This window comes from Undibacterium sp. TC9W (assembly GCF_049339865.1).
In the GTDB taxonomy this organism is placed as follows: Bacteria; Pseudomonadota; Gammaproteobacteria; order Burkholderiales; family Burkholderiaceae_D; genus Undibacterium.
In genome coordinates this window covers 55,376-73,724 of sequence record NZ_JBMPPJ010000022.1, presented here as the reverse complement: position 1 = coordinate 73,724, position 18,349 = coordinate 55,376, and the positions used below count along the sequence as shown (strand labels likewise).

General features: G+C 50.9%; 16 protein-coding genes. 8 read left to right on the top strand and 8 right to left on the bottom strand.

Annotated features, from left to right (window positions below; all coding sequences use genetic code 11):
- The first annotated feature begins 9 nt into the window (after window positions 1-9).
- Complete coding sequence (lpdA, locus tag ACO0LN_RS24310) at window positions 10-2,124, top strand: dihydrolipoyl dehydrogenase (protein WP_422978313.1); 2,115 nt, start codon at window positions 10-12, stop codon at window positions 2,122-2,124.
- A 335-nt stretch (window positions 2,125-2,459) separates the two neighbouring features.
- A complete protein-coding gene (locus tag ACO0LN_RS24305) occupies window positions 2,460-5,351 on the top strand; it encodes a M16 family metallopeptidase (RefSeq protein ID WP_422978311.1) in 2,892 nt (963 codons plus the stop codon).
- Window positions 5,352-5,443: 92 nt separating this feature from the next.
- Here ACO0LN_RS24305 and ACO0LN_RS24300 read toward each other — a convergent pair whose 3' ends face one another.
- Entirely contained in the window at window positions 5,444-6,493 is a 1,050-nt protein-coding gene (locus tag ACO0LN_RS24300; RefSeq protein WP_422978309.1) for an SAM-dependent methyltransferase, read from the bottom strand.
- A gap of 299 nt (window positions 6,494-6,792) precedes the next feature.
- Here ACO0LN_RS24300 and ACO0LN_RS24295 point away from each other — a divergent pair, with 299 nt between their 5' ends.
- The 3 genes from ACO0LN_RS24295 to ACO0LN_RS24285 all read left to right on the top strand — a co-directional run bounded on the left by ACO0LN_RS24295 (window position 6,793) and on the right by ACO0LN_RS24285 (window position 9,597).
- On the top strand, window positions 6,793-7,899 hold the full coding sequence (locus tag ACO0LN_RS24295) for an HD-GYP domain-containing protein (protein ID WP_422978307.1): 1,107 nt from the start codon (window positions 6,793-6,795) through the stop codon (window positions 7,897-7,899).
- A gap of 21 nt (window positions 7,900-7,920) precedes the next feature.
- Window positions 7,921-8,463 carry a GNAT family N-acetyltransferase gene (locus ACO0LN_RS24290; RefSeq protein ID WP_422978305.1) on the top strand — a complete coding sequence of 181 codons (543 nt, stop codon included), beginning with the start codon at window positions 7,921-7,923 and terminating at the stop codon, window positions 8,461-8,463.
- Between the two features lie 156 nt (window positions 8,464-8,619).
- The gene (locus ACO0LN_RS24285) at window positions 8,620-9,597 is read left to right on the top strand and encodes a GGDEF domain-containing protein (RefSeq protein WP_422978303.1); all 978 of its coding nucleotides are present in this window, start codon (window positions 8,620-8,622) and stop codon (window positions 9,595-9,597) included.
- A 20-nt stretch (window positions 9,598-9,617) separates the two neighbouring features.
- Here the strand turns inward: ACO0LN_RS24285 and ACO0LN_RS24280 are convergent, their stop codons facing one another.
- The 6 genes from ACO0LN_RS24280 to ACO0LN_RS24255 all read right to left on the bottom strand — a co-directional run bounded on the left by ACO0LN_RS24280 (window position 9,618) and on the right by ACO0LN_RS24255 (window position 14,860).
- Window positions 9,618-10,238 (bottom strand): hypothetical protein, encoded by a 621-nt coding sequence (locus ACO0LN_RS24280; RefSeq protein WP_422978301.1) that lies wholly within the window; start codon window positions 10,236-10,238, stop codon window positions 9,618-9,620.
- 74 nt (window positions 10,239-10,312) lie between these two features.
- The gene (locus tag ACO0LN_RS24275) at window positions 10,313-11,566 is read right to left on the bottom strand and encodes a hypothetical protein (RefSeq protein ID WP_422978299.1); all 1,254 of its coding nucleotides are present in this window, start codon (window positions 11,564-11,566) and stop codon (window positions 10,313-10,315) included.
- Window positions 11,567-11,568: 2 nt separating this feature from the next.
- The gene (locus tag ACO0LN_RS24270) at window positions 11,569-12,309 is read right to left on the bottom strand and encodes an outer membrane lipoprotein-sorting protein (RefSeq protein WP_422978297.1); all 741 of its coding nucleotides are present in this window, start codon (window positions 12,307-12,309) and stop codon (window positions 11,569-11,571) included.
- 15 nt (window positions 12,310-12,324) lie between these two features.
- Window positions 12,325-13,542 (bottom strand): ABC transporter permease, encoded by a 1,218-nt coding sequence (locus tag ACO0LN_RS24265; protein ID WP_422978295.1) that lies wholly within the window; start codon window positions 13,540-13,542, stop codon window positions 12,325-12,327.
- On the bottom strand, window positions 13,539-14,216 hold the full coding sequence (locus ACO0LN_RS24260; RefSeq protein WP_110255816.1) for an ABC transporter ATP-binding protein: 678 nt from the start codon (window positions 14,214-14,216) through the stop codon (window positions 13,539-13,541). Before ACO0LN_RS24260 ends, ACO0LN_RS24265 begins: the two co-directional genes overlap by 4 nt.
- Window positions 14,213-14,860, bottom strand: coding sequence for a hypothetical protein (locus ACO0LN_RS24255; protein WP_422978293.1), 648 nt, complete (start codon window positions 14,858-14,860; stop codon window positions 14,213-14,215). The genes ACO0LN_RS24260 and ACO0LN_RS24255 overlap by 4 nt, the downstream gene beginning before the upstream one ends.
- Before the next feature lie 267 nt (window positions 14,861-15,127).
- On the opposite strand from ACO0LN_RS24255, the gene ACO0LN_RS24250 reads away from it, so the two are divergent.
- Window positions 15,128-16,249, top strand: a complete 1,122-nt coding sequence (locus tag ACO0LN_RS24250; RefSeq protein WP_422978291.1) for a DUF2855 family protein — start codon at window positions 15,128-15,130, stop codon at window positions 16,247-16,249.
- On the opposite strand, the gene ACO0LN_RS24245 is transcribed toward ACO0LN_RS24250, so the two are convergent.
- A complete protein-coding gene (locus ACO0LN_RS24245; RefSeq protein WP_162058061.1) occupies window positions 16,246-17,043 on the bottom strand; it encodes a substrate-binding periplasmic protein in 798 nt (265 codons plus the stop codon). The genes ACO0LN_RS24250 and ACO0LN_RS24245 overlap by 4 nt on opposite strands.
- A gap of 220 nt (window positions 17,044-17,263) precedes the next feature.
- Between ACO0LN_RS24245 and ACO0LN_RS24240 the strand changes: the two genes are divergently transcribed.
- Together ACO0LN_RS24240 and ACO0LN_RS24235 are read left to right on the top strand one after the other, a co-directional pair.
- Complete coding sequence (locus ACO0LN_RS24240) at window positions 17,264-17,644, top strand: tautomerase family protein (RefSeq protein WP_422978289.1); 381 nt, start codon at window positions 17,264-17,266, stop codon at window positions 17,642-17,644.
- 120 nt (window positions 17,645-17,764) lie between these two features.
- A complete protein-coding gene (locus ACO0LN_RS24235; RefSeq protein ID WP_422978356.1) occupies window positions 17,765-18,349 on the top strand; it encodes a TMEM175 family protein in 585 nt (194 codons plus the stop codon).

Below are 18,349 nucleotides of genomic sequence, written 5' to 3'. Positions count from 1 at the left end.
GACCAGACTATGAGCACTATCGAAGTCAAAGTACCCGATATCGGTGATTTCAAGGAAGTTGAAGTCATAGAATTGCTGGTCAAGGTGGGTGACACCATCAAGGTTGATCAATCACTGGTGACAGTGGAGTCCGACAAGGCCAGCATGGAAATCCCGTCCAGCCATGCCGGTGTCATCAAGGAAGTGAAAGTCAAGCTCGGTGACAAGATTGCCGAAGGCAGTCTGTTGCTGGTAATTGAAGCTGAGGGGGCTGCGGCAAGTGCAGCGCCTGCGGCTCAGGCCGCTCCCGCAGTTGCGGCTGCTCCAGTACCGGCTCCTGCTGCTGCCGCGCCTGTGGCTGTTACACCTGCTGGGCCAGTCGGCATCATCGAAGTCAAAGTCCCTGATATTGGTGATTTCAAGGAAGTTGAAGTCATCGAAGTCATGGTCAAGGTGGGCGACAGCATCAAGCTCGATCAGTCGCTGATCACAGTTGAATCCGACAAGGCCAGTATGGAGATCCCATCCAGCCATGCCGGTACGGTAAAAGAAATCAAGGTCAAGGTCGGTGACAAGGTTGCTGAAGGCAGCTTGCTGTTGCTTGTTGAAGCTGCAGGCCAGGCAGCGTCTGCTCCCGCTGTCGCTACTGCAGTGGCCGCGACTACCGCATCAGCCGCTCCTGCCGTCCCCGCGCCAGTCGCTTCCGGCTACACCGGCAAGGTCGATATTGAATGCGACATGATGGTCTTGGGCGCTGGTCCTGGTGGTTATTCCGCAGCCTTCCGTTCTGCTGATCTGGGCATGAATACCGTCCTGGTAGAACGTTATTCCACGCTGGGTGGTGTTTGCCTGAATGTTGGCTGTATCCCATCCAAGGCACTGTTGCACGTAGCAGCAGTAATTGATGAAACCGCATCCATGGCAGCGCATGGCGTGACATTTGCCAAGCCAGAAATCGATATCGATAAACTGCGCGGCTACAAAGAAAGCGTCATCAAGAAAATGACGACTGGCTTGAATGGCATGGCAAAAGCCCGCAAGGTCAATGTCGTGCAGGGCTTAGGCCAATTCTTGAGCCCTAACCATATCGAAGTCACCGCGGCCGATGGTAGCAAGAAAACCGTGCAGTTCAAGCAGGCGATTATTGCCGCTGGTTCTTCTGTCGTGAACCTGCCTTTTGTACCGGCTGACCCGCGCATCGTCGATAGTACAGGTGCATTGGAATTGCGCCAGATACCAAAACGCATGCTGGTCATCGGTGGCGGCATCATCGGACTGGAAATGGCGACCGTGTATTCCACCCTGGGTTCGCGCATTGATGTCGTAGAAATGCTGGATGGCCTGATGCAGGGCGCGGACCGTGACATGGTCAAGGTCTGGCAAAAATTCAATGAAAAACGTTTTGACAACATCATGTTGAAAACCAAAACGGTTGCTGTTGAAGCCCTGCCTGAAGGCATCAAGGTCACGTTCGAAGCGGCAGAAGCTGGCGCAACAGCACCCGCACCGCAAGTCTATGATCTGGTACTGGTTGCAGTAGGCCGCAGCCCCAACGGCAAGAAAATTGCCGCTGACAAGGCAGGCGTGGCCGTGACTGACCGTGGCTTCATCAATGTCGATAAACAAATGCGCACCAATGTGCCGCATATTTTTGCGATTGGTGACCTGGTTGGCCAACCCATGCTGGCACACAAGGCTGTGCATGAAGCCCATGTGGCAGCAGAAGCAGCATCCGGTGAAAAAGCTTACTTTGATGCCAGCGTGATTCCATCCGTTGCATACACTGACCCTGAAGTCGCATGGGTAGGTATGACAGAAGATGAAGCCAAGGCCAAAGGCGTCAAGCTTGAAAAAGGTCATTTCCCATGGGCTGCGTCTGGCCGTGCAGTGGCCAATGGCCGTGATGAAGGCTTCACCAAGTTGCTGTTCGATGCAGAAACCAAACGTATCGTTGGTGGCGGCATTGTCGGCACACATGCCGGTGACATGATAGGCGAAGTCGCCCTGGCGATAGAGATGGGTGCTGATGCGGTCGATATCGGCAAAACCATCCATCCACATCCTACCCTCGGTGAATCGATAGGCATGGCGGCTGAGGTGTATAAAGGTGTCTGTACTGACTTGCCACCGCAGCGTAAAAAGTAAGTGAGTTTGCTGTAAAGATAGCCCTGATGCATAAAAAGCATCAGGGCTTTTTTGTATTCGTCTTTTAGGAACCGCTGACTAAGCGTAGCGAGCGGCGCTAGTTTAGAGCATTGGAAACCCAGAAGCGCAGTCATACTTCGGTACGGCGACGAATTTGCAAAAACAGCAGGTTCAAAATCGCGTCGCGCAGTAGCTTAATCAGTGGTTCCATGAACTTGTTCTGCAAACTGTAGTCAAATTGCTGCTTTTTGAGCTATCTTTGCACGTTGGTCAAAAGTAGCTCCGTAAAATCTGATCAAGCTCCCTTACAATAAAATATTACAGGTGGTGCAACCATGAAAACCTTTGTACGCAGCACGCTGGCCCTTGCGCTGGCAACTGCCTTTCTCCCGGCTATTTCTGTTCATGCACAGGACAAAGCCGGTGCAACTCCAGCGATTACTGCCAAGGCGATCAAGCCAGGGCAAAAAACCGCAGACCTGCTGCCATTCCATGCAACAGAAAAGCTTTTGCCCAATGGCCTGAAAATCATCATCGTGCCGACTGGCTTGCCTAACATCATCTCGCTGCACATTCCGGTACAGACTGGTTCGCGCAATGAGATAGAAGAGGGTAAATCCGGTTTTGCCCATTTCTTTGAGCATATGATGTTTCGCGGTACCAAGGAAATTCCGGCAGACAAGTACAAAGATATATTGACGGCCACCGGCGCGAGGCAAAATGCCTACACCAGCGATGACCTGACCAACTATCACACGACCTTCTCCAAGGAAGACCTGGAAACCATGCTGAGGATAGAGGCAGACCGTTTCCAGAACCTGTCCTATAGTGAAGCAGATTTCAAGACAGAATCGCGTGCGGTACTGGGTGAATACAACAAGAACAGCGCCAACCCCATCAGCAAGCTGTTTGAAGTCATGCGCGACGCGGCTTACCAGAAGCACACTTACAAGCACACCACCATGGGCTTTCTCAAGGACATTGAGGACATGCCCAATCAATATGCCTATTCCAAGGTATTCTTTGACCGCTGGTACCGCCCTGAGCGTACCACCGTCATCATCGCCGGTGATGTAGAGCCGCAGAAAGCCATCGCCCTGGTCGAGAAGTACTGGGGTAAATGGCAGCGCGGCAAGGTGCAGCCTGCTGTTCCTGCAGAACCACCAGCGACAGGTGCGATCTACAAGCATGTGCCATGGCCTAGCCCAACTCTGCCGTATGTGACAGTGGCTTTCCATGCACCAGCTTTTTCTGAAGTGAACAAGGAACATGCGGCCCTGCGTCTGCTGCTGAACCTGTCATTCGGTTCTACCTCAGCACTGAACAAGCGTTTGCAGCAAGACGAGCAAAAGGTCGATCAGTTGTTTGACTTTACGCCAGACAATGTTGATCCTGGCCTGGCGACCATAGGCGCACGCGTCAAGAAGCCGGAAGACGTGGTGTATGTGCGCGATGCCATCCTCAAGACCGTTGCCGGCATCACCGCCAAACCATTGTCTGACAAAGAACTGGCCGACGCCAAGTCTGCACTCAAATACGGCGTGATACGTTCACTCGATAATACCGAGCAGATCGCTTCTACCCTGGTGCGCTTTGTTCATTACAAGCGTTCTTACGCGACCATGAATCAGTTCTATCAGCTCATAGATAGTCTGACGCCAGCTGACTTGCAGGCTGCGGCGAAGAAATACCTGAGTGATGACAGCATGATCGTCACCACGCTGTCGAATACAGCCTTGCCTGCCGAGGTCAGCCAGTTGCCCAAGCTGGCCAGCTTTGCTGACAAGAGCACGGGCAGCAAGCTTGACATGCTGGTACAAAAATCCACTCTGCCACAGATACGCTTCAAGCTGGTGTTCAATGCCGGTGCAGCCAATGATCCGGCAGGCAAGGAAGGTCTGGCAGCCCTGACTGCAGCCATGGTCGATGCGGCAGGTTCCAAAGAGCGCAAGATTGATGAAATCAAGAAGGCCTTGTTCCCGTTGGCGGCCAGCTTCAATGGCCTGACCGACAAGGAAATGACTACCTTTAGCGGTTCCGTCCATAAAGACAAATGGGACGATCTGATCAATATCGCCTTGCCGCAATTGCTGGAACCCGGCTTCCGCGAAGAAGATTTCCGCCGCCTCAAGGATGCGCAAAAGAATGCCCTGACGCTGGATTTGAAGGACAACAACGAAGAAGAACTCGCCAAAGAACGTCTGCAAACCAATGTGTTTGCAGCGTCACCCTATGCCCACCCTGTATTGGGTACGATCAAGGGCATAGATGCGATTACGCTCGATGATGTCAAACAGTTCTGGAAACAGGCTTATACCAAGGGTGCGCTGAAGGTTGGTATTTCTGGCGACGTAACAGAAGCGATGCAGGCTTCCTTGCAACAAGCACTGGCGAAATTGCCTGAGGGTGCAGGCATTGCCCGTATTACGGCACCCGTGGGCAAGGTCAGCAAAGGGCTGGAAGTGGAGATCATAGAAAAAAATACGCGGGCAACCGCTATCTCTTTGGGGCAGCCCATCACGGTGACGCGTGCACATCCTGATTTTGCCGCCTTGTGGCTGGCCAAGACCTGGCTGGGTGAGCACCGTGCCAGCTCATCCCATTTGTATCAGCGCATACGCGAAGTACGTGGCATGAATTACGGCGACTATGCCTATATCGAAGCCTTCCCTGGCGGTATGTTCCAGTTCTTCCCGACTGCCAACAGGGCGCGTCAGTCACAACTGTTTGAAATCTGGATACGCCCGGTCGCGCCGGAAAATGCCCAGATGGCCATACGTGTTGCGCTTACCGAGTTCGACAGAATGGTCAACAAGGGCCTCAGCAAGGAAGAATTCGAGATCACACGTGCCTACCTCATGAAAAATGTCTTCATGATGACGGCCACCCAGGACCAGCAGCTAGGCTACGCCATGGATTCGCAATGGCACCATACGCCTGAATTCACGAAGATGATGCGTGATAACCTGAGTAAACTGAGCCTGGCAGATGTCAATGCCGCCATCAAGAAGCATTTGTCGGCAGAAAACCTGTCTGTCGTCATCATCGCCAAAGATGCTGCCGACCTGAAGGCAAAGCTGGTGGCCGATGCTGAATCACCGATCAAATACAATTCAGATAAACCCAAGGAATTGCTGGATGAAGACCAGGTCATCAGCAAGCGCAAGCTCAACATCAAGGCTGAGGCTGTCAGCATCACACCTGCAAGCAAGGTGTTTTCTGATTAAGCCAGTCAGATAGCCAGACCGTCAGATAGTTAAAAAGCCCTGCAATCCTTGAAGATTGCAGGGCTTTTTTAATATGCGGATATTGCTAAAAATTACGCCGCTTTTTGTACGATCAAACCTATCGAGGTCACTACGTATTTTTCTATCTGCAAACGCAGATGCGTATCCTGTACGTAGGGCGCCATATCGACATGGCCATCTGCGTAGCCATCGCCTTCATCCCAGTCGATTTCTATCTGATGACCCTGCGATTGCAGCGTAGTGATGATTTCTTCTATATCGCGCTTGCGGAACAAGACGGTAGCGCCTGTATCGACAGTATCTTCATTGGAAGACATATTGAATTCTGTCGTGTGCACTGCGATGCCACCGGGCTTTAAGCAATGCATGGCATTATAGACAAATTGCTTGCCATGTTCGATGGAACCCAGATGTTCAAAGGCGCAGGATGACCACAGGAAGTCGAATTTGCCATGCAGCTCTTCACTGATATTGTTCATGTCGGCAAATTTGAATTCGACCAGTCTGCGTAATTCTTTTTCATCGCAGAGATTACGCTGGTTGATGGCTTCAAAACCATTCGCGTGCTGGGTGGAGTCAACCCAGCCCTTGGCTTGTGCTTCTTCAGTGAACAAATCCGTGGCGATGATGCTGGCACCATGTGCTGCGAAGATAGCAGTCAAGGGTTCTGTGCCGACAGCAAATCCCAGGCCAAGCTGCCCTTCTTGCAGCATGCCGCGCTCTTTCAAAGCCTGGGTGATGAAAGCCCACTCCCAGATTTTTCTGTGCATGTGACCTGGCCTGTCTCCCATGCGTGCAGTCCAGTATTGAAAAACCTCGGTGCGCATCATCTGTTCTGTACACATGGATGATTTCAGCGGCTCTGTTCGGGCAGGTGGTGGGGACTGCAGATAGTCGTGAGCTGGCTTGAAACCATCTTGCCATGCACGCACAGGGATGAGCGGGTCTTCAACTTCAACGGGCATTGGTGGCGCCGGTTCAAGCTGAACGACGGCAGGGACCGGTACGGCTACCGGAGCTATGAATTGGCGCCGGATTTTTGCGGCCAGGCTGGATTGGCGAAATTCTGTAGGGAGCACCCGCCACACCGGCAAAACCAATTTCAAGATACTGGATTTCATGAGGTAAATCTTAGCTTTAATTGAATAAACTGCACTTATGCTGTTTCCAGCCAAGTAGAGAGCTTGCTGCCATGCTTCCTATAATAGCAATTGATTTGCCAGTCTGACTATTAAATTTTTCAATTGACACAGTCATCACTAATTGTCTGAAGATAATTACGCCCAACAGTATTCAATATCTTTATGTGTTGTGGAAATTCTGTCTGTCATCCAAAATAGTCTTACAGTTCGTTCATGGATGCTGCTTTGGACTATAATTTTCAGTAATATTGACGTACGACAATCAGGAAAACCCTAAGATGAACACAGCCACAAGCGTTGATAGTTTCACTTCTCCTGAATTCCTGGCCATGGAGCGCAGCATCATCGATGACTTTGTCGATTGCACGCGGGAGGCATGTGAAGAAGCCGAGGCCTGCGTCAAAGAGCTTAATAATCAGGGCGGTGCCGCCTATGTACACCGCCTGTTCCGCGCCATGCATTCACTCAAGGGCAATTGCCAGATGGTTGGCCTGATTCCCTTTGTCGAGTTATTGCACAGGCTGGAAGAAATCGTCGCCAGGGTCAGGGCAGAGCAGGACCCTTATTGTCGTGAACTGGGTGAATTCCTTTTACTGGCCATTGATGAGGTTGAGGATTTGCTGAATGACCTGATCGCTCATGGGTACACCAGTAATGTCCGGCGCAAGAAATTGTACGTCCTTTGCGACGGCTTGCAAAAGACTTCCAGTGGCGGCTTTCATGCGCAGCAATTCAAAGATGCAATTGCTTTGCTGGATGGGAAAGTCGCAAACAAGGAAAATGTCGTAAAAGCCCCGAAAGTAATGCTGGAATTGTCAGATGACATGACAATGATGTACAAGTTTGCTCAACAAATTGATAATCTCAGTATCTATAGAAAAAATCGCAGCGAACAGTCCGCACAATTAGCCGAAGCATTGAATGAAGCATTGGGTTTGCCAGTCGATGCACGACAATTGAAAGCAGCGTCCCTGATGCACGATGTGGGAATGAGTTTTATTCCACATAGTATTTTTAATAAGGAAGCAGGACTTTCAAGAGAGGAACTGAAAATTGTGCAGGAACACGTAGTTACTGCCAGTCAGATACTCTTGCGCTTTGGTGGCTGGGACGAAGCAGCACGTATCGTTCTCGATCATCATGAGCGCTATGACGGCACCGGTTATCCGAATGGTTTGAAAGCGGATCAGATACATCCTGGAGCACGCATACTGGCAATAGTTGATACCTTTTGCTCGGTCACCAATGAGCGCTCAGACCGCAGTTTTAAACGCAGTTTGCTGAGTGCGATTTCCGAGATTAACGCCAATATTGAAAGCCAGTTTGATCCGCGCATGGTTGAGATGTTTAATGATGTAGTGCGCAAGCTCATCGCCAAACAATAAATATGTTGCGGCGCGGAATATATGTGGCTAAACAATGTACCTGAAATTTCACACAAGGATGTCCGCTTACGCAGCATGCGCCGCAGTGATGCAGCAGCCTGGTATGACTATCTCAAAAATCCGGATGTGATCAGGCATACCAGCTGGAATCTCAGTGCGGCAAAAGATCTGTTGCCACAGTTCGATGCATATGAAAGCGCTGCACCTGATACCCCTATTCGGCTTGCCATCGTCAGCAGGGAAGAAGACAGGTTGGTAGGTACGGTTGGTTTTCATACCATTTCCGGCATCAACCGTAGTGCGGAACTTGCCTATGACCTGGCACCTGAATACTGGGGCAAGGGCGTCATGCAAGCTGCAGCAATGGCACTGTGTCAATGGGGCTTTGAGCAGGCTGGCTATAAGCGCATCCAGGCGACTGTGCTGGAAACCAATTCCCATTCCATACAACTGCTGGAGCGCATGGGCTTTGAACGAGAAGGCCATCTGCGGGCTTTTCGCATGGTGCGCGGCACACCGGGCAATTTCTGGATGTATTCACGTTTGCATCCTGATATTGCCTGATCTTGCCAGCGGATAAACAAATCTTTACGACGACATAACAAGACTGTTTTTTTCATGCAAAGCATGTCGCATAGTGTTGGACATATGCTTGTCGCTTGAGTTAGGCTGGCATTGAACAGCTTCCTGCTTTGCAGGGGCAATAGCCGGGAAAACAGCATGTTGTTAAAACGCTCAAAAGAAGAAGTAGTCTTGCTCATGCTTTGTGGCCTGAGCATACCGAGCATCCTTCCTTTTGGCATAGTGCGCCTGTTGCAGGGTAATTTTTTGATGGCAACAGTTGATCTGTTGATCGTGCTGGGTATGTTGTGCATCATCGTTTTTGTCTGGCGTACCAGGCGCGTGCGCCTGGCCGGGCTTGCTGTCACTGTGTTTTATTCCATGGGCATGCTGGCGGCTGTGTATGTCAAGGGCGTGCCTATCGCTTACTGGGTTTATCCCACCATGATCGCTGCCTTTTTCATACTCAGGGCAAAAGAAGCCCTGATGATCAACAGCATTTCATTGATCGTGCTGATCGTGATTTTGCACAAAGCCATGCAGTTGCTGGACCTGTCCAGTCTGGTCGTCACCCTGGTGTTGATCAATCTGTTTTCCTATATTTTTTCTGACCGCACCAGTCTCCAGCATTTTGAATTGAACCAGCAGGCAGAAAAAGACTTTTTAACCGGTGCTGGCAACCGCCGTGCGTTTGACAAGCAGTTACAGACCATCTGCGCCAAGGATGAAGTACATACCGATGTTTGCATTCTGATCCTTGATCTGGACCACTTCAAGCGCATCAATGACCAGTTTGGACATATGGTGGGTGACCAGGTCCTCATACAGTTTTGCGCACTGCTGCGCTCACGCATACGCACGGCAGACTGCTTTTTCCGCTATGGTGGCGAAGAATTTGTCGTGATTGCCATGGGCGCAGACGATATTGCCGCAGCCAGGTTTGCCGAGGAATTGCGCACCCTGGTAGAAAAGGCACAATTGCTGCGTGATTATCCGGTTACCGTCTCCATAGGTGTGGCAAAGAAAATTGCCGGAGAAGATGGCCAGGCATGGTTCCAGCGTGCTGATACCATGCTTTATGAAGCAAAACTGGCCGGGCGCAACGCGGTGCGCGTGGCTGTCAATGACAGCGCTTGAGCTAAAGCCTCACTAAAGCCTCAAGCTTGCTGCTCAGGCTGATCACTGGAAGCAGTAACGTCATTGGCGACGATAATCTGTTTTTCCAGCTCACTGTCAGGACGATAACTCCAGGCTGGCATGAACAGCAATACAAACAGTGAAGCCAGTGCCGTAATGACACTGATCCAGATGACAAACTGGTTGGCCGCAATGCGCTCAGGATAGATATGGATGACAGCTCCCAGGCCTATGGCATTCGCCGCTGCCACCAATACTGCACAGGCATAATCCTGAAAACGCCTGGCCTTGTTGGCACTTTTTGCCCAGCGTGGATCAGTGTTGTAGCTGGGCAGATGCAGGTGGGCATCTTCCAGCCTTTCCAGCGTGGCCAGGAAATGGCGTAAATTCGTGATCGAGCGTTCTGCCTTGTAATTCAAAAATGTCAGGCAAATTGATGCGACAGGAAAACCCATTACCAGCCATTCTACCGGCAGCTTGCTGCTGGGCTCACCCGGTTTCAAGGCCACCAGCGCAGCCAGCAGGCTGACTACCAGGGTCACATACAGGGCCAGCGCCTGATGTCTTTGTGCTATGCGGGTATTGACTTCCTGGTTGGCGGCGATGAAACGATAATTGGCATCAACATGGGATTTTGACATGGGGCGGCTTTCAGCGATTTGGAGCAAGCCGCCATTATCGCTTAAATTTTCGCTGAAACTGCCTGTCACAACATTCAAAATGCCCAGGTAGCAGAAACATAGGCCGTTTTGCTATCTGGCAGTTGCGCCAGTATTGCCTTGCTCGGGCCGCCATAAATACGCAAGCCGCCATTGATGCTGATGCGGTCGCCCTGCCAGCCCAGTGCAGCGGTGATGATGCGGCCATTGTCTTCTGGGGTCCAGAGTATATCCAGCGAGGGTTGCCAGTCATTCTTTTGCCAGCTCCAGCGTGCAAACACATTCTTGCGACGAATATTGCCAGAGGCCGACAACGCCTGGTTTTGCCAGGCCAGGTTATAGCCAATTATTTGCTGCATTTGCGGCAAATAATTGACGCTGCCCTGCAAAGTCAGGTTGCGCCTGTTCCAGTCTTGCCATTCGCGGCCTGACAAGGCGGTGCCATCCCACCAGGCTTCGAGGAAAAAACTATGCTGTGACTCCGTTGTGTAGTTTGCCCCCAGCATGGCTTGCACGACATTGTTTTGCGTATTGTTTTGCCAGGGGCTGGTACGCTGCAGCAAGCTAGTATCGGTATTCATGCGCAAGCCCGTATTTTTTTGCATGAAGCGCAAGGAGCCATGTATCTCCATTTCATCTGTCGCCACCCACGAAGTAGCAGCACCAAGACTGCCACCACTCTTTTGACCATAGCGGCCAAAGCCATGCAGATCGACGCCGCCAGCACGGTGATAAACCCGTGCCGCCAGCGCCTGTTCATCTGCTATATCCGTCGTTGCAGCATGGCCGGGATTGACCCACACCAAAGTTGCTGAGGTATTCGCTGTGAAATAATCAAGACTGGCCAAAGGCTTGCCGATGACAGTAGTGCTGATCAGTGAGCGACGCTTTTCCTGCGCCACCACATCATTCGGGCGAAAGCCATAACCTACATCCCAGGCGATGGTTTTTTTGCCAGCACTGAATTGCCATGCGCCATCGCCAAGGCTGCCATACAGTTCATTGAGCCATGCTGTGGCCTGGGTGCGCCCTCCATCATTGATTTGCCCCTGCAAGGTGGCAACAGCATTAATGCCTTTGCCACTGGCGCGCAATTCAGTTTCCACCACGCCCAGTTGCGTATTCTTGCTCGACAAGCCCGGCACCAGTTGATTGGCAATCGCCAATGGACTGGTGCCATTGCTGGTGTAACTATTAACCAGGCCACGTACCTGGCCACTGAAGTCTGCATCTTCAGCCATGGCAAAAGCAGGCGTGCAGAGCAGGGCAGCTAGCAAAGTAGCTAAGGCTGGGGTTTTCAAATCAGGCATAATCACTCCAGGCTGGGATTCTTGGCCAGGAACATGGGGTTCAGCCATTGTTCTGGCACAGTCTTTTGCTTGCGGCTGAGATAGCGCACACGTGTTTCTTTGTGGCTGCTCAATTGATCCAGCAAAATCATTTCAGACACTGCAGTCGGTGCTTGTGGTTTGTCGAGAACAAAGCTGGCCTGCTTGGCAAGTTTTTCTGATTGCACATACAAATCTGCCTTGATGGGTTCGTGACGGGTCTTGCCCAGCCATAGCTCTATGCGCTGGTAGGCGACGGATTTACGCACGGCATTCAAACTCAGGTGCACGCAGGCTTTGCCATCGCATTTTTCTTCACCGACGATCTTGCCTGTGTAGTCTTGCGACCAGCTCATCGTGGCGATATCGCCGATAGAGGCATCCCCCAGTAATTTTTGCATGGGCGTGATGCGCAGGGGACGCTGGCTGCCGGGCAAGAGCATCCAGAAATCATCACCCAGCATCAAGACCTTTTGACCTTTCTCTGCAGGGCTTTTCATGAGCACCAGAGATTGATGATTGACCTGTGAAAACACCAGGTAATTTCTTTCTTTTTCCTTGCTGCCATCTTTGGCAAAAGTGGTGATCTCAGTTTCTACCTGCATGTTCTCGCTACCTACCCTGAACTGATCGGCAGCTTTGAGGATGTCGCCAACCTCATCTGCCCTGGCCAGACCTGTTGTTGCTGCGAGCAATAAAGCGATAGTGTGTATGGCTGCTTTCATTTTTATTCTCCAGTCTTAATTGTGAGCGAGTGCATCGACGATTGGCTGACGCAGGGTTTTACGGGCGATGAAAGCCGACGACAGCATCGACAAGGCAATCATCATGAACACGGTAATGGCATACATGGCAGCATCTATCGTGATCAGTAAGGGGTAACCGCTGGAGCGCCCTGGTGGTGGTGGCATTTCTACCGGAAACACCATGAGCAGCAATGCAACGGTAATCGCCAGCAGGGCACCGGCGATGGCACCTGTGCCGCCCAGTATCATTCCTTCAAAAGAAAAACTGCGTATCAGTTGCCCTGGCAAAGTGCCCATGGCGCGCAGTGTGCCAACTTCACGGGTGCGTTCTATGATGGCCATGGCCATAGCATTGGCAACGACAAATACGACGATGACGCTGATGATGGCACCCAGGGCACCAAAGATGCGGTTATACAAATCACGCACAGACTTATAAAAGAAAGCTTGTTCCAGCCAGTTTTGCACGGTCAGATCAGGGAATACTTTTGCCAGCCTGGTTTGCGCAGGCAGGGTCGCATCCATGGAATTCAGAAACACGCCGAGGCTGGAAATGCGTTGGGTATTCAAGAGTTTTTGTGCTGTCTTGATATTCGAATACACCAGGCGTTTATCCAGGTCAGGCACACCCGTGGATACCAGGCCCTTGACGGTGACATCAACTGCATTCAAGGCGCCATCTGTGGTGCTGGCCATCAGTGTCAGGTTGCTGCCAGGTTTGGCCTTCAGGCTGCGTGCCAGCGCGTCACCCAGGACGATTTCTGCCTCTGCTGATTCGGTTTGCAAGAGTTCGCCTTCTTTCAATGTCAGGGTTGGGCCCTTGACCGAGAATTCAGCATCAGGGTCTATACCGACTGCCATCATGATGGTGGATTTGTCGCCATTGCTGATCAGGCCACTGTATTCTATACGTGGCAAGACATAGCGCACGGCTGGGTCAGCCAGTAGTTTGCTTTGCAGGGCAGCTGCATTTTCCAGACCATATTGCAGGGGCACATCCTGATCACTGGTGAAGTGCTGGGGTTTGCCGATGATGAGATGACCAGTGCTGCGCGCAGATATCTGGGCCAGACCTTCATAGGTCGAATAGGCAAAACCACCAGCCAACAGTATGGCTGCTGTACCTAGCGCAGCGATGACCACGGTAATGGCAGAACGGCGGCGGTTGCGCAAAGTATTGTAAAAGGCAAATTTGAGCCAACTGAGTTTCATTGCAATCTCCCATCCAGCAGTGACACGATGCGGTCACTGCGGCTAGTCAGGCGGTTATCATGGCTGGCGATGATGAAGGCCACGCCTTCTGCATGACCACGTTCACGCATCAGGTCCAGCACCTGGTCAGCAGTGTGTGAATCCAGGCTGGCCGTGGGTTCATCAGCAATCACCAGACTGGGACGTTTGATGAGTGCTCGGGCAATCGCCACCCTTTGACGCTGGCCACCAGACAATGCATCTGGTAAATGTTGGGCATGCTCATGCAGGCCAACGGCCTTCAATTGCGCCGCTACCCGTTCTCGTCTTTCTGCTGCCGGTACACCCGTCAGGAAGAGCGGGTAATCGACATTCTCAGCCACCGTCATGACAGGCACCAAGTTAAAACTCTGGAAGATAAAACCTATGGTGTCGCGTCTTTGCAGTGTTTTTTGTGTTTCATTGTATTCATTGATGTTGACACCGTTGAGCAAGATGTCGCCAGCATCGGCATGGTCTATCAGGCCGCACAGATTCAGGATGGTGCTCTTGCCGCTGCCAGACGGGCCGGTCAGAGCCAGTAATTCACCGCGCTGCAGTGTCAGGTCTACACCTTGCAAGGCCTTGACGACATGGGCACCGAGTTGGTAAGTTTTATGAACTGCATGCAGTTCTATGGCAGGTGCCAGGCTCATGATGGAATACCTTTCAACATGGCTTTGGCAGTTTCTGCCTGCGGTGCATTTTGCTTGACTACTTCATTCAGGTAGCGCTTGGCATCTTCAGGGCGTTTTTGCTCATTCGCCAGACTCGCAGCGCGCATCAACACCGAGCCACGAAAGCCTGGCTCTGCCTTATCGAATTGTTTGTGTTCCAATACTTCATTCAAGAGTTTGAGGCCGCGTGGGCCGCGGTTCATGAAAGCTGGCACAGCCAGGAAAGTGCTGGCGGCGACATATTTGACTTCCAGTATCACGGGCGTGCTGCCATGGCCCTGGGCGTTTTCATTGGCAGTAGCGAGCTGCAGGGCTTTTTCCAGCATCGCCATGCCATCTTCTGCGTAAGACATTTTCTTCCACGGGAACATCGTGGTGACTGCCAGTCTGCCTGTGCTGGCTCCGGCATAAGCCATGATCAAAGGGCTGGTCGGGTCTTGTTTGAGCAATTCACTGAAGGCATTCGCTGCAGCTTCCTCACTACCCTTGGCAGACTGGGTGAATTGCTGGAAGGCAGTTTGAAACTGCGGCTCAGAAAATGCCATGGCCTGTGTCGTGAATGCCAGCAGCAGACTGCTTGCCAACAGAATTTTTTTGCCATTAGGGCTGTGAAATGCGCGCATGTGGATCTCCTGTTAAATTAAATATGGGGTGGTACTTGTTCGGATGTGGCGACAGGACGGAGATTAAAGAGAGCTAGCATTACCCTCAATGCAGATGCGACGAGGCAGAGAAGTTTGCCGTGAACGGTAGTGAAAACGGCGCGAATGGAAGGAGTATTGCGCGAGGATATTTTGTCAATAATGAAATATCGACGAGATAAGAAAAATTTCCAGAATCATGTGATACTAGATTTTTAATGTACATTCCTTAATAAAAACGACGAGACCATGAAAAACTCAGCCAAAGAATTTATTGTCAATAAAAGCAATTTATTGGAGTCCAGATTCAAGCCCCTGCATGTGCCTGCGGAAGCAGAGTTGAAAGATGGGGAAGTGGTTTTACAGGTGGAACGGTTTGCCTTCACGTCAAATAACGTGACTTATGCAGCCTTTGGCACAGCCATGCATTACTGGAATTTTTTCCCTACCGATGAAGGCTGGGGCAATATCCCGGTCTGGGGTTTTGGTGATGTGCTGGCCTCGAAAGCCGAAGGCGTGGCAGTGGGTGAGCGCTTTTATGGCTACTACCCCATGGCTACTCATCTGACAGTGCAGGCAACACGGGTTTCACCTGGCGGTTTTGTCGACGGTGCAGAGCACAGGCAGGCCATGCATGGTCTGTACAATCACTATGTCAGGACTACCACCGATCCTGGCTACACCAAAGAATCTGAAGATGTACAGGTCTTGTTGCGACCTTTGTTCATCACCTCATTCATGATCGATGATTTTCTGGATGACAATCAGTTCTTTGGTGCGCAGACAGTCTTGATCTCCAGTGCCTCCAGCAAGACTGCTTATGGCCTGGCATTCATGCTGTCGCTGCGCAAGGACAAGGCTTGCAAGATCATAGGACTGACTTCGCCGGGTAACCTCGAATTTGTGCGGAATATGGCTATCTATGATGACGTCATCAGCTACGAACAAGTGACTGAGCTGGCAACTGATCAGGGCGTTGTGTATGTCGATATGGCTGGCAATGGGCAACTGCGCAGCCAGTTGCATCATCATTTCAAAGACAATATGAAATATAGCTGCGCTGTTGGCGGCACACACTGGGAAGAGTTAAGTGGTGCATCCAACTTGCCTGGCGCAAAACCGACCTTGTTCTTCGCACCGGCGCAAATCAAGAAGCGCATGACAGACTGGGGGCCGAATGGTGTGCAATCCCGTTTAGCTCTGGCCTGGAAGGCTTTCATGCGACCTGTTATGGAAGCAGAAAGACCATGGATGCAGGTGATACACGGGCAGGGCGAAGCTGCTGTACGACAAGTCTATGATGATATGCTGAGTGGCGCTGCCAGGCCGGATCAGGGCAATGTCCTGACTTTGCTCAGCACTGAGATTTAGTTTTTCCAGAGGGTGGGCAAGTCGCCAGACTTCCTGCCCTTGATGATGGCTGCGTTGATCTTGTTGATGACATCTAACCTGGTATTGGCGCCAGTCGTGAAATGGATAGGATCTACCAGCAAGGGCTTGGCAAATACTTTGACACCATAGTTCATCTGCGTTTCGTTGCGCAGGTTCTTTTCATCCAGATAAAGATTCAGTTCTGCTTCCAGGTCTTTGGCATTTGGCATGCGTGAATTGACCAGCATGACATCCATGCGACCCGATAAAAGTTTCTTCAGACGTGAGCTGTTTTGTGGCTGGTCTTCTTCTACGCGAAACATGACATTACGTAATTTGTCGATATCATCGCCAAAGCGTATGCCCCTGACTATGCCGACTGATTTGCCCTGCAAATCACTGATACCAGCATATTTCATGTGCGTATCATCCCTGGCCACGACCCAGACAAAATCTGAAAAAACAGCTTCTGAATAGCGCATGGTTTTCAGACGTTCAGTATTTTTCGATAAGCCAAATCCCAGTCCTTCACCCTTGCCTATGTTTTCTATGACGCGGGGCAGGGGATAACGGCGCACCTCAAATTTCACATCCATGGCGCGTTCAAAATAGGCGATGATTTTTTGGTTCTCTGGCCGGATGGGAGCAATTTCACCATTTTCATCGCGGGTTTCTGCGAGTAGCAAAGGCAGGACAGTTTCAGCATGCGCTTTTGATTGCAGGCAGCACAGACAGAGCAGCATCCCTATAAACCGGGAGGCCTTCAGCAAAACGGCGTGGTGCTTATCTGACATGCAATGTTTTTGTGCGGAAATGATGTGCGATGATACCTTTGCTGATATGCGCTTGCATAGCTGTCTTAGGTAAGGATTTGTTAAGCAATGCCTGACATAACCTAAATGTCGGGAAGCCTAACCAAAATAAGTATAAAGAATTTCAAAAGAGCTATTTAATTTGCTAAGATGGAAATAAGCTTCTTTAAGAAGTCGCAGTTTTTGTAGAAAAGGAGACATCATGCCCCTCGTCACAATTACCGTCTGCAAACCCAAGTCCCTGCTGTTCAAAGAGACTGTCCTGAATGCCGTGCACGCGGCATTGATAGAAGCGGGTGTGCCAGAGAAAGACAAGTTCCAGCGCATACTTGAACTTGATACAGAAAACTTCCGCTTTGATACTCACTACCCTGATCTGCACAAGGACAGAAACCAGGACTTTGTCCTGATCGAGATACTCTGGTCCGTCGGGCGCAGTGTACAGATCAAGAAGAAGTTACTGGATACTCTCATGAAGCGTCTTTGCGACAAGAGCATGAATCCAGAAAACATCATGGTCTGCTTCAGGGAAACTGCCTGGGAGAATTGGTCGTTCGCTGGTGGCAGGTTATTGCACACCTGAGGCGCTGACCACATCAGATGTGCATCTGCACGCTTACTCCGGCTTCACAAAGTTTTTTGCTGGCGCTGGGCAAACATATCCGTCAGAATAATTAAAGTTTAACAAGACGGAGCAAGCATGATGGGCAAAACCAGACTGGAAGCATTCAGCGATGGCGTGATCGCTATCCTGATCACCATCATGGTGCTGGAAATGAAGGTACCGCATGGCGGCACATTGGAAATCCTGCTGCCTGTATGGCCGGTATTCCTCAGCTATATACTGAGCTTTGTTTATGTCGGTATCTACTGGAACAACCATCATCATATGCTGCATACCTGCCGCAAGGTGACTGGTGGGATTTTATGGGCCAACCTGCATTTACTGTTCTGGCTTTCACTGATTCCATTTGCGACAGGCTGGGTAGGTGAAAATCATTTCGCCCCCATCCCGGCAGCCTTGTATGGTGCGGTTTTGCTGATGTCGGCGATTGCCTATTTCATCCTGCAACAGCAAATCATTGCTACTCAGGGTGAGGATTCATTGCTGAAAAAAGCAGTGGGTGCAGACTGGAAGGGCAAGCTCTCGCCAGTGGTCTATGCTACAGGCATGATGCTGGCCTGCTGGTATCCTCTGTTGGCGATGGCAATGTATGTTGCGATGGCACTGATATGGTTGATACCTGACCGCCGCATAGAAAAAGTTCTCAAAAACCACGAAGAGTAA

Coding starts and splice junctions, on each gene's coding strand:
- ACO0LN_RS24275 (WP_422978299.1), bottom strand. CDS start 11,566: ATGCCTGATTTGAAAACCCCAGCCTTAGCTACTTTGCTAGCTGCCCTG.
- ACO0LN_RS24300 (WP_422978309.1), bottom strand. CDS start 6,493: ATGAAATCCAGTATCTTGAAATTGGTTTTGCCGGTGTGGCGGGTGCTC.
- ACO0LN_RS24290 (WP_422978305.1), top strand. CDS start 7,921: ATGTGGCTAAACAATGTACCTGAAATTTCACACAAGGATGTCCGCTTA.
- ACO0LN_RS24270 (WP_422978297.1), bottom strand. CDS start 12,309: ATGAAAGCAGCCATACACACTATCGCTTTATTGCTCGCAGCAACAACA.
- ACO0LN_RS24280 (WP_422978301.1), bottom strand. CDS start 10,238: ATGTCAAAATCCCATGTTGATGCCAATTATCGTTTCATCGCCGCCAAC.
- ACO0LN_RS24305 (WP_422978311.1), top strand. CDS start 2,460: ATGAAAACCTTTGTACGCAGCACGCTGGCCCTTGCGCTGGCAACTGCC.
- lpdA (WP_422978313.1), top strand. CDS start 10: ATGAGCACTATCGAAGTCAAAGTACCCGATATCGGTGATTTCAAGGAA.
- ACO0LN_RS24235 (WP_422978356.1), top strand. CDS start 17,765: ATGGGCAAAACCAGACTGGAAGCATTCAGCGATGGCGTGATCGCTATC.
- ACO0LN_RS24285 (WP_422978303.1), top strand. CDS start 8,620: ATGTTGTTAAAACGCTCAAAAGAAGAAGTAGTCTTGCTCATGCTTTGT.
- ACO0LN_RS24295 (WP_422978307.1), top strand. CDS start 6,793: ATGAACACAGCCACAAGCGTTGATAGTTTCACTTCTCCTGAATTCCTG.
- ACO0LN_RS24260 (WP_110255816.1), bottom strand. CDS start 14,216: ATGAGCCTGGCACCTGCCATAGAACTGCATGCAGTTCATAAAACTTAC.
- ACO0LN_RS24245 (WP_162058061.1), bottom strand. CDS start 17,043: ATGTCAGATAAGCACCACGCCGTTTTGCTGAAGGCCTCCCGGTTTATA.
- ACO0LN_RS24240 (WP_422978289.1), top strand. CDS start 17,264: ATGCCCCTCGTCACAATTACCGTCTGCAAACCCAAGTCCCTGCTGTTC.
- ACO0LN_RS24265 (WP_422978295.1), bottom strand. CDS start 13,542: ATGAAACTCAGTTGGCTCAAATTTGCCTTTTACAATACTTTGCGCAAC.
- ACO0LN_RS24250 (WP_422978291.1), top strand. CDS start 15,128: ATGAAAAACTCAGCCAAAGAATTTATTGTCAATAAAAGCAATTTATTG.
- ACO0LN_RS24255 (WP_422978293.1), bottom strand. CDS start 14,860: ATGCGCGCATTTCACAGCCCTAATGGCAAAAAAATTCTGTTGGCAAGC.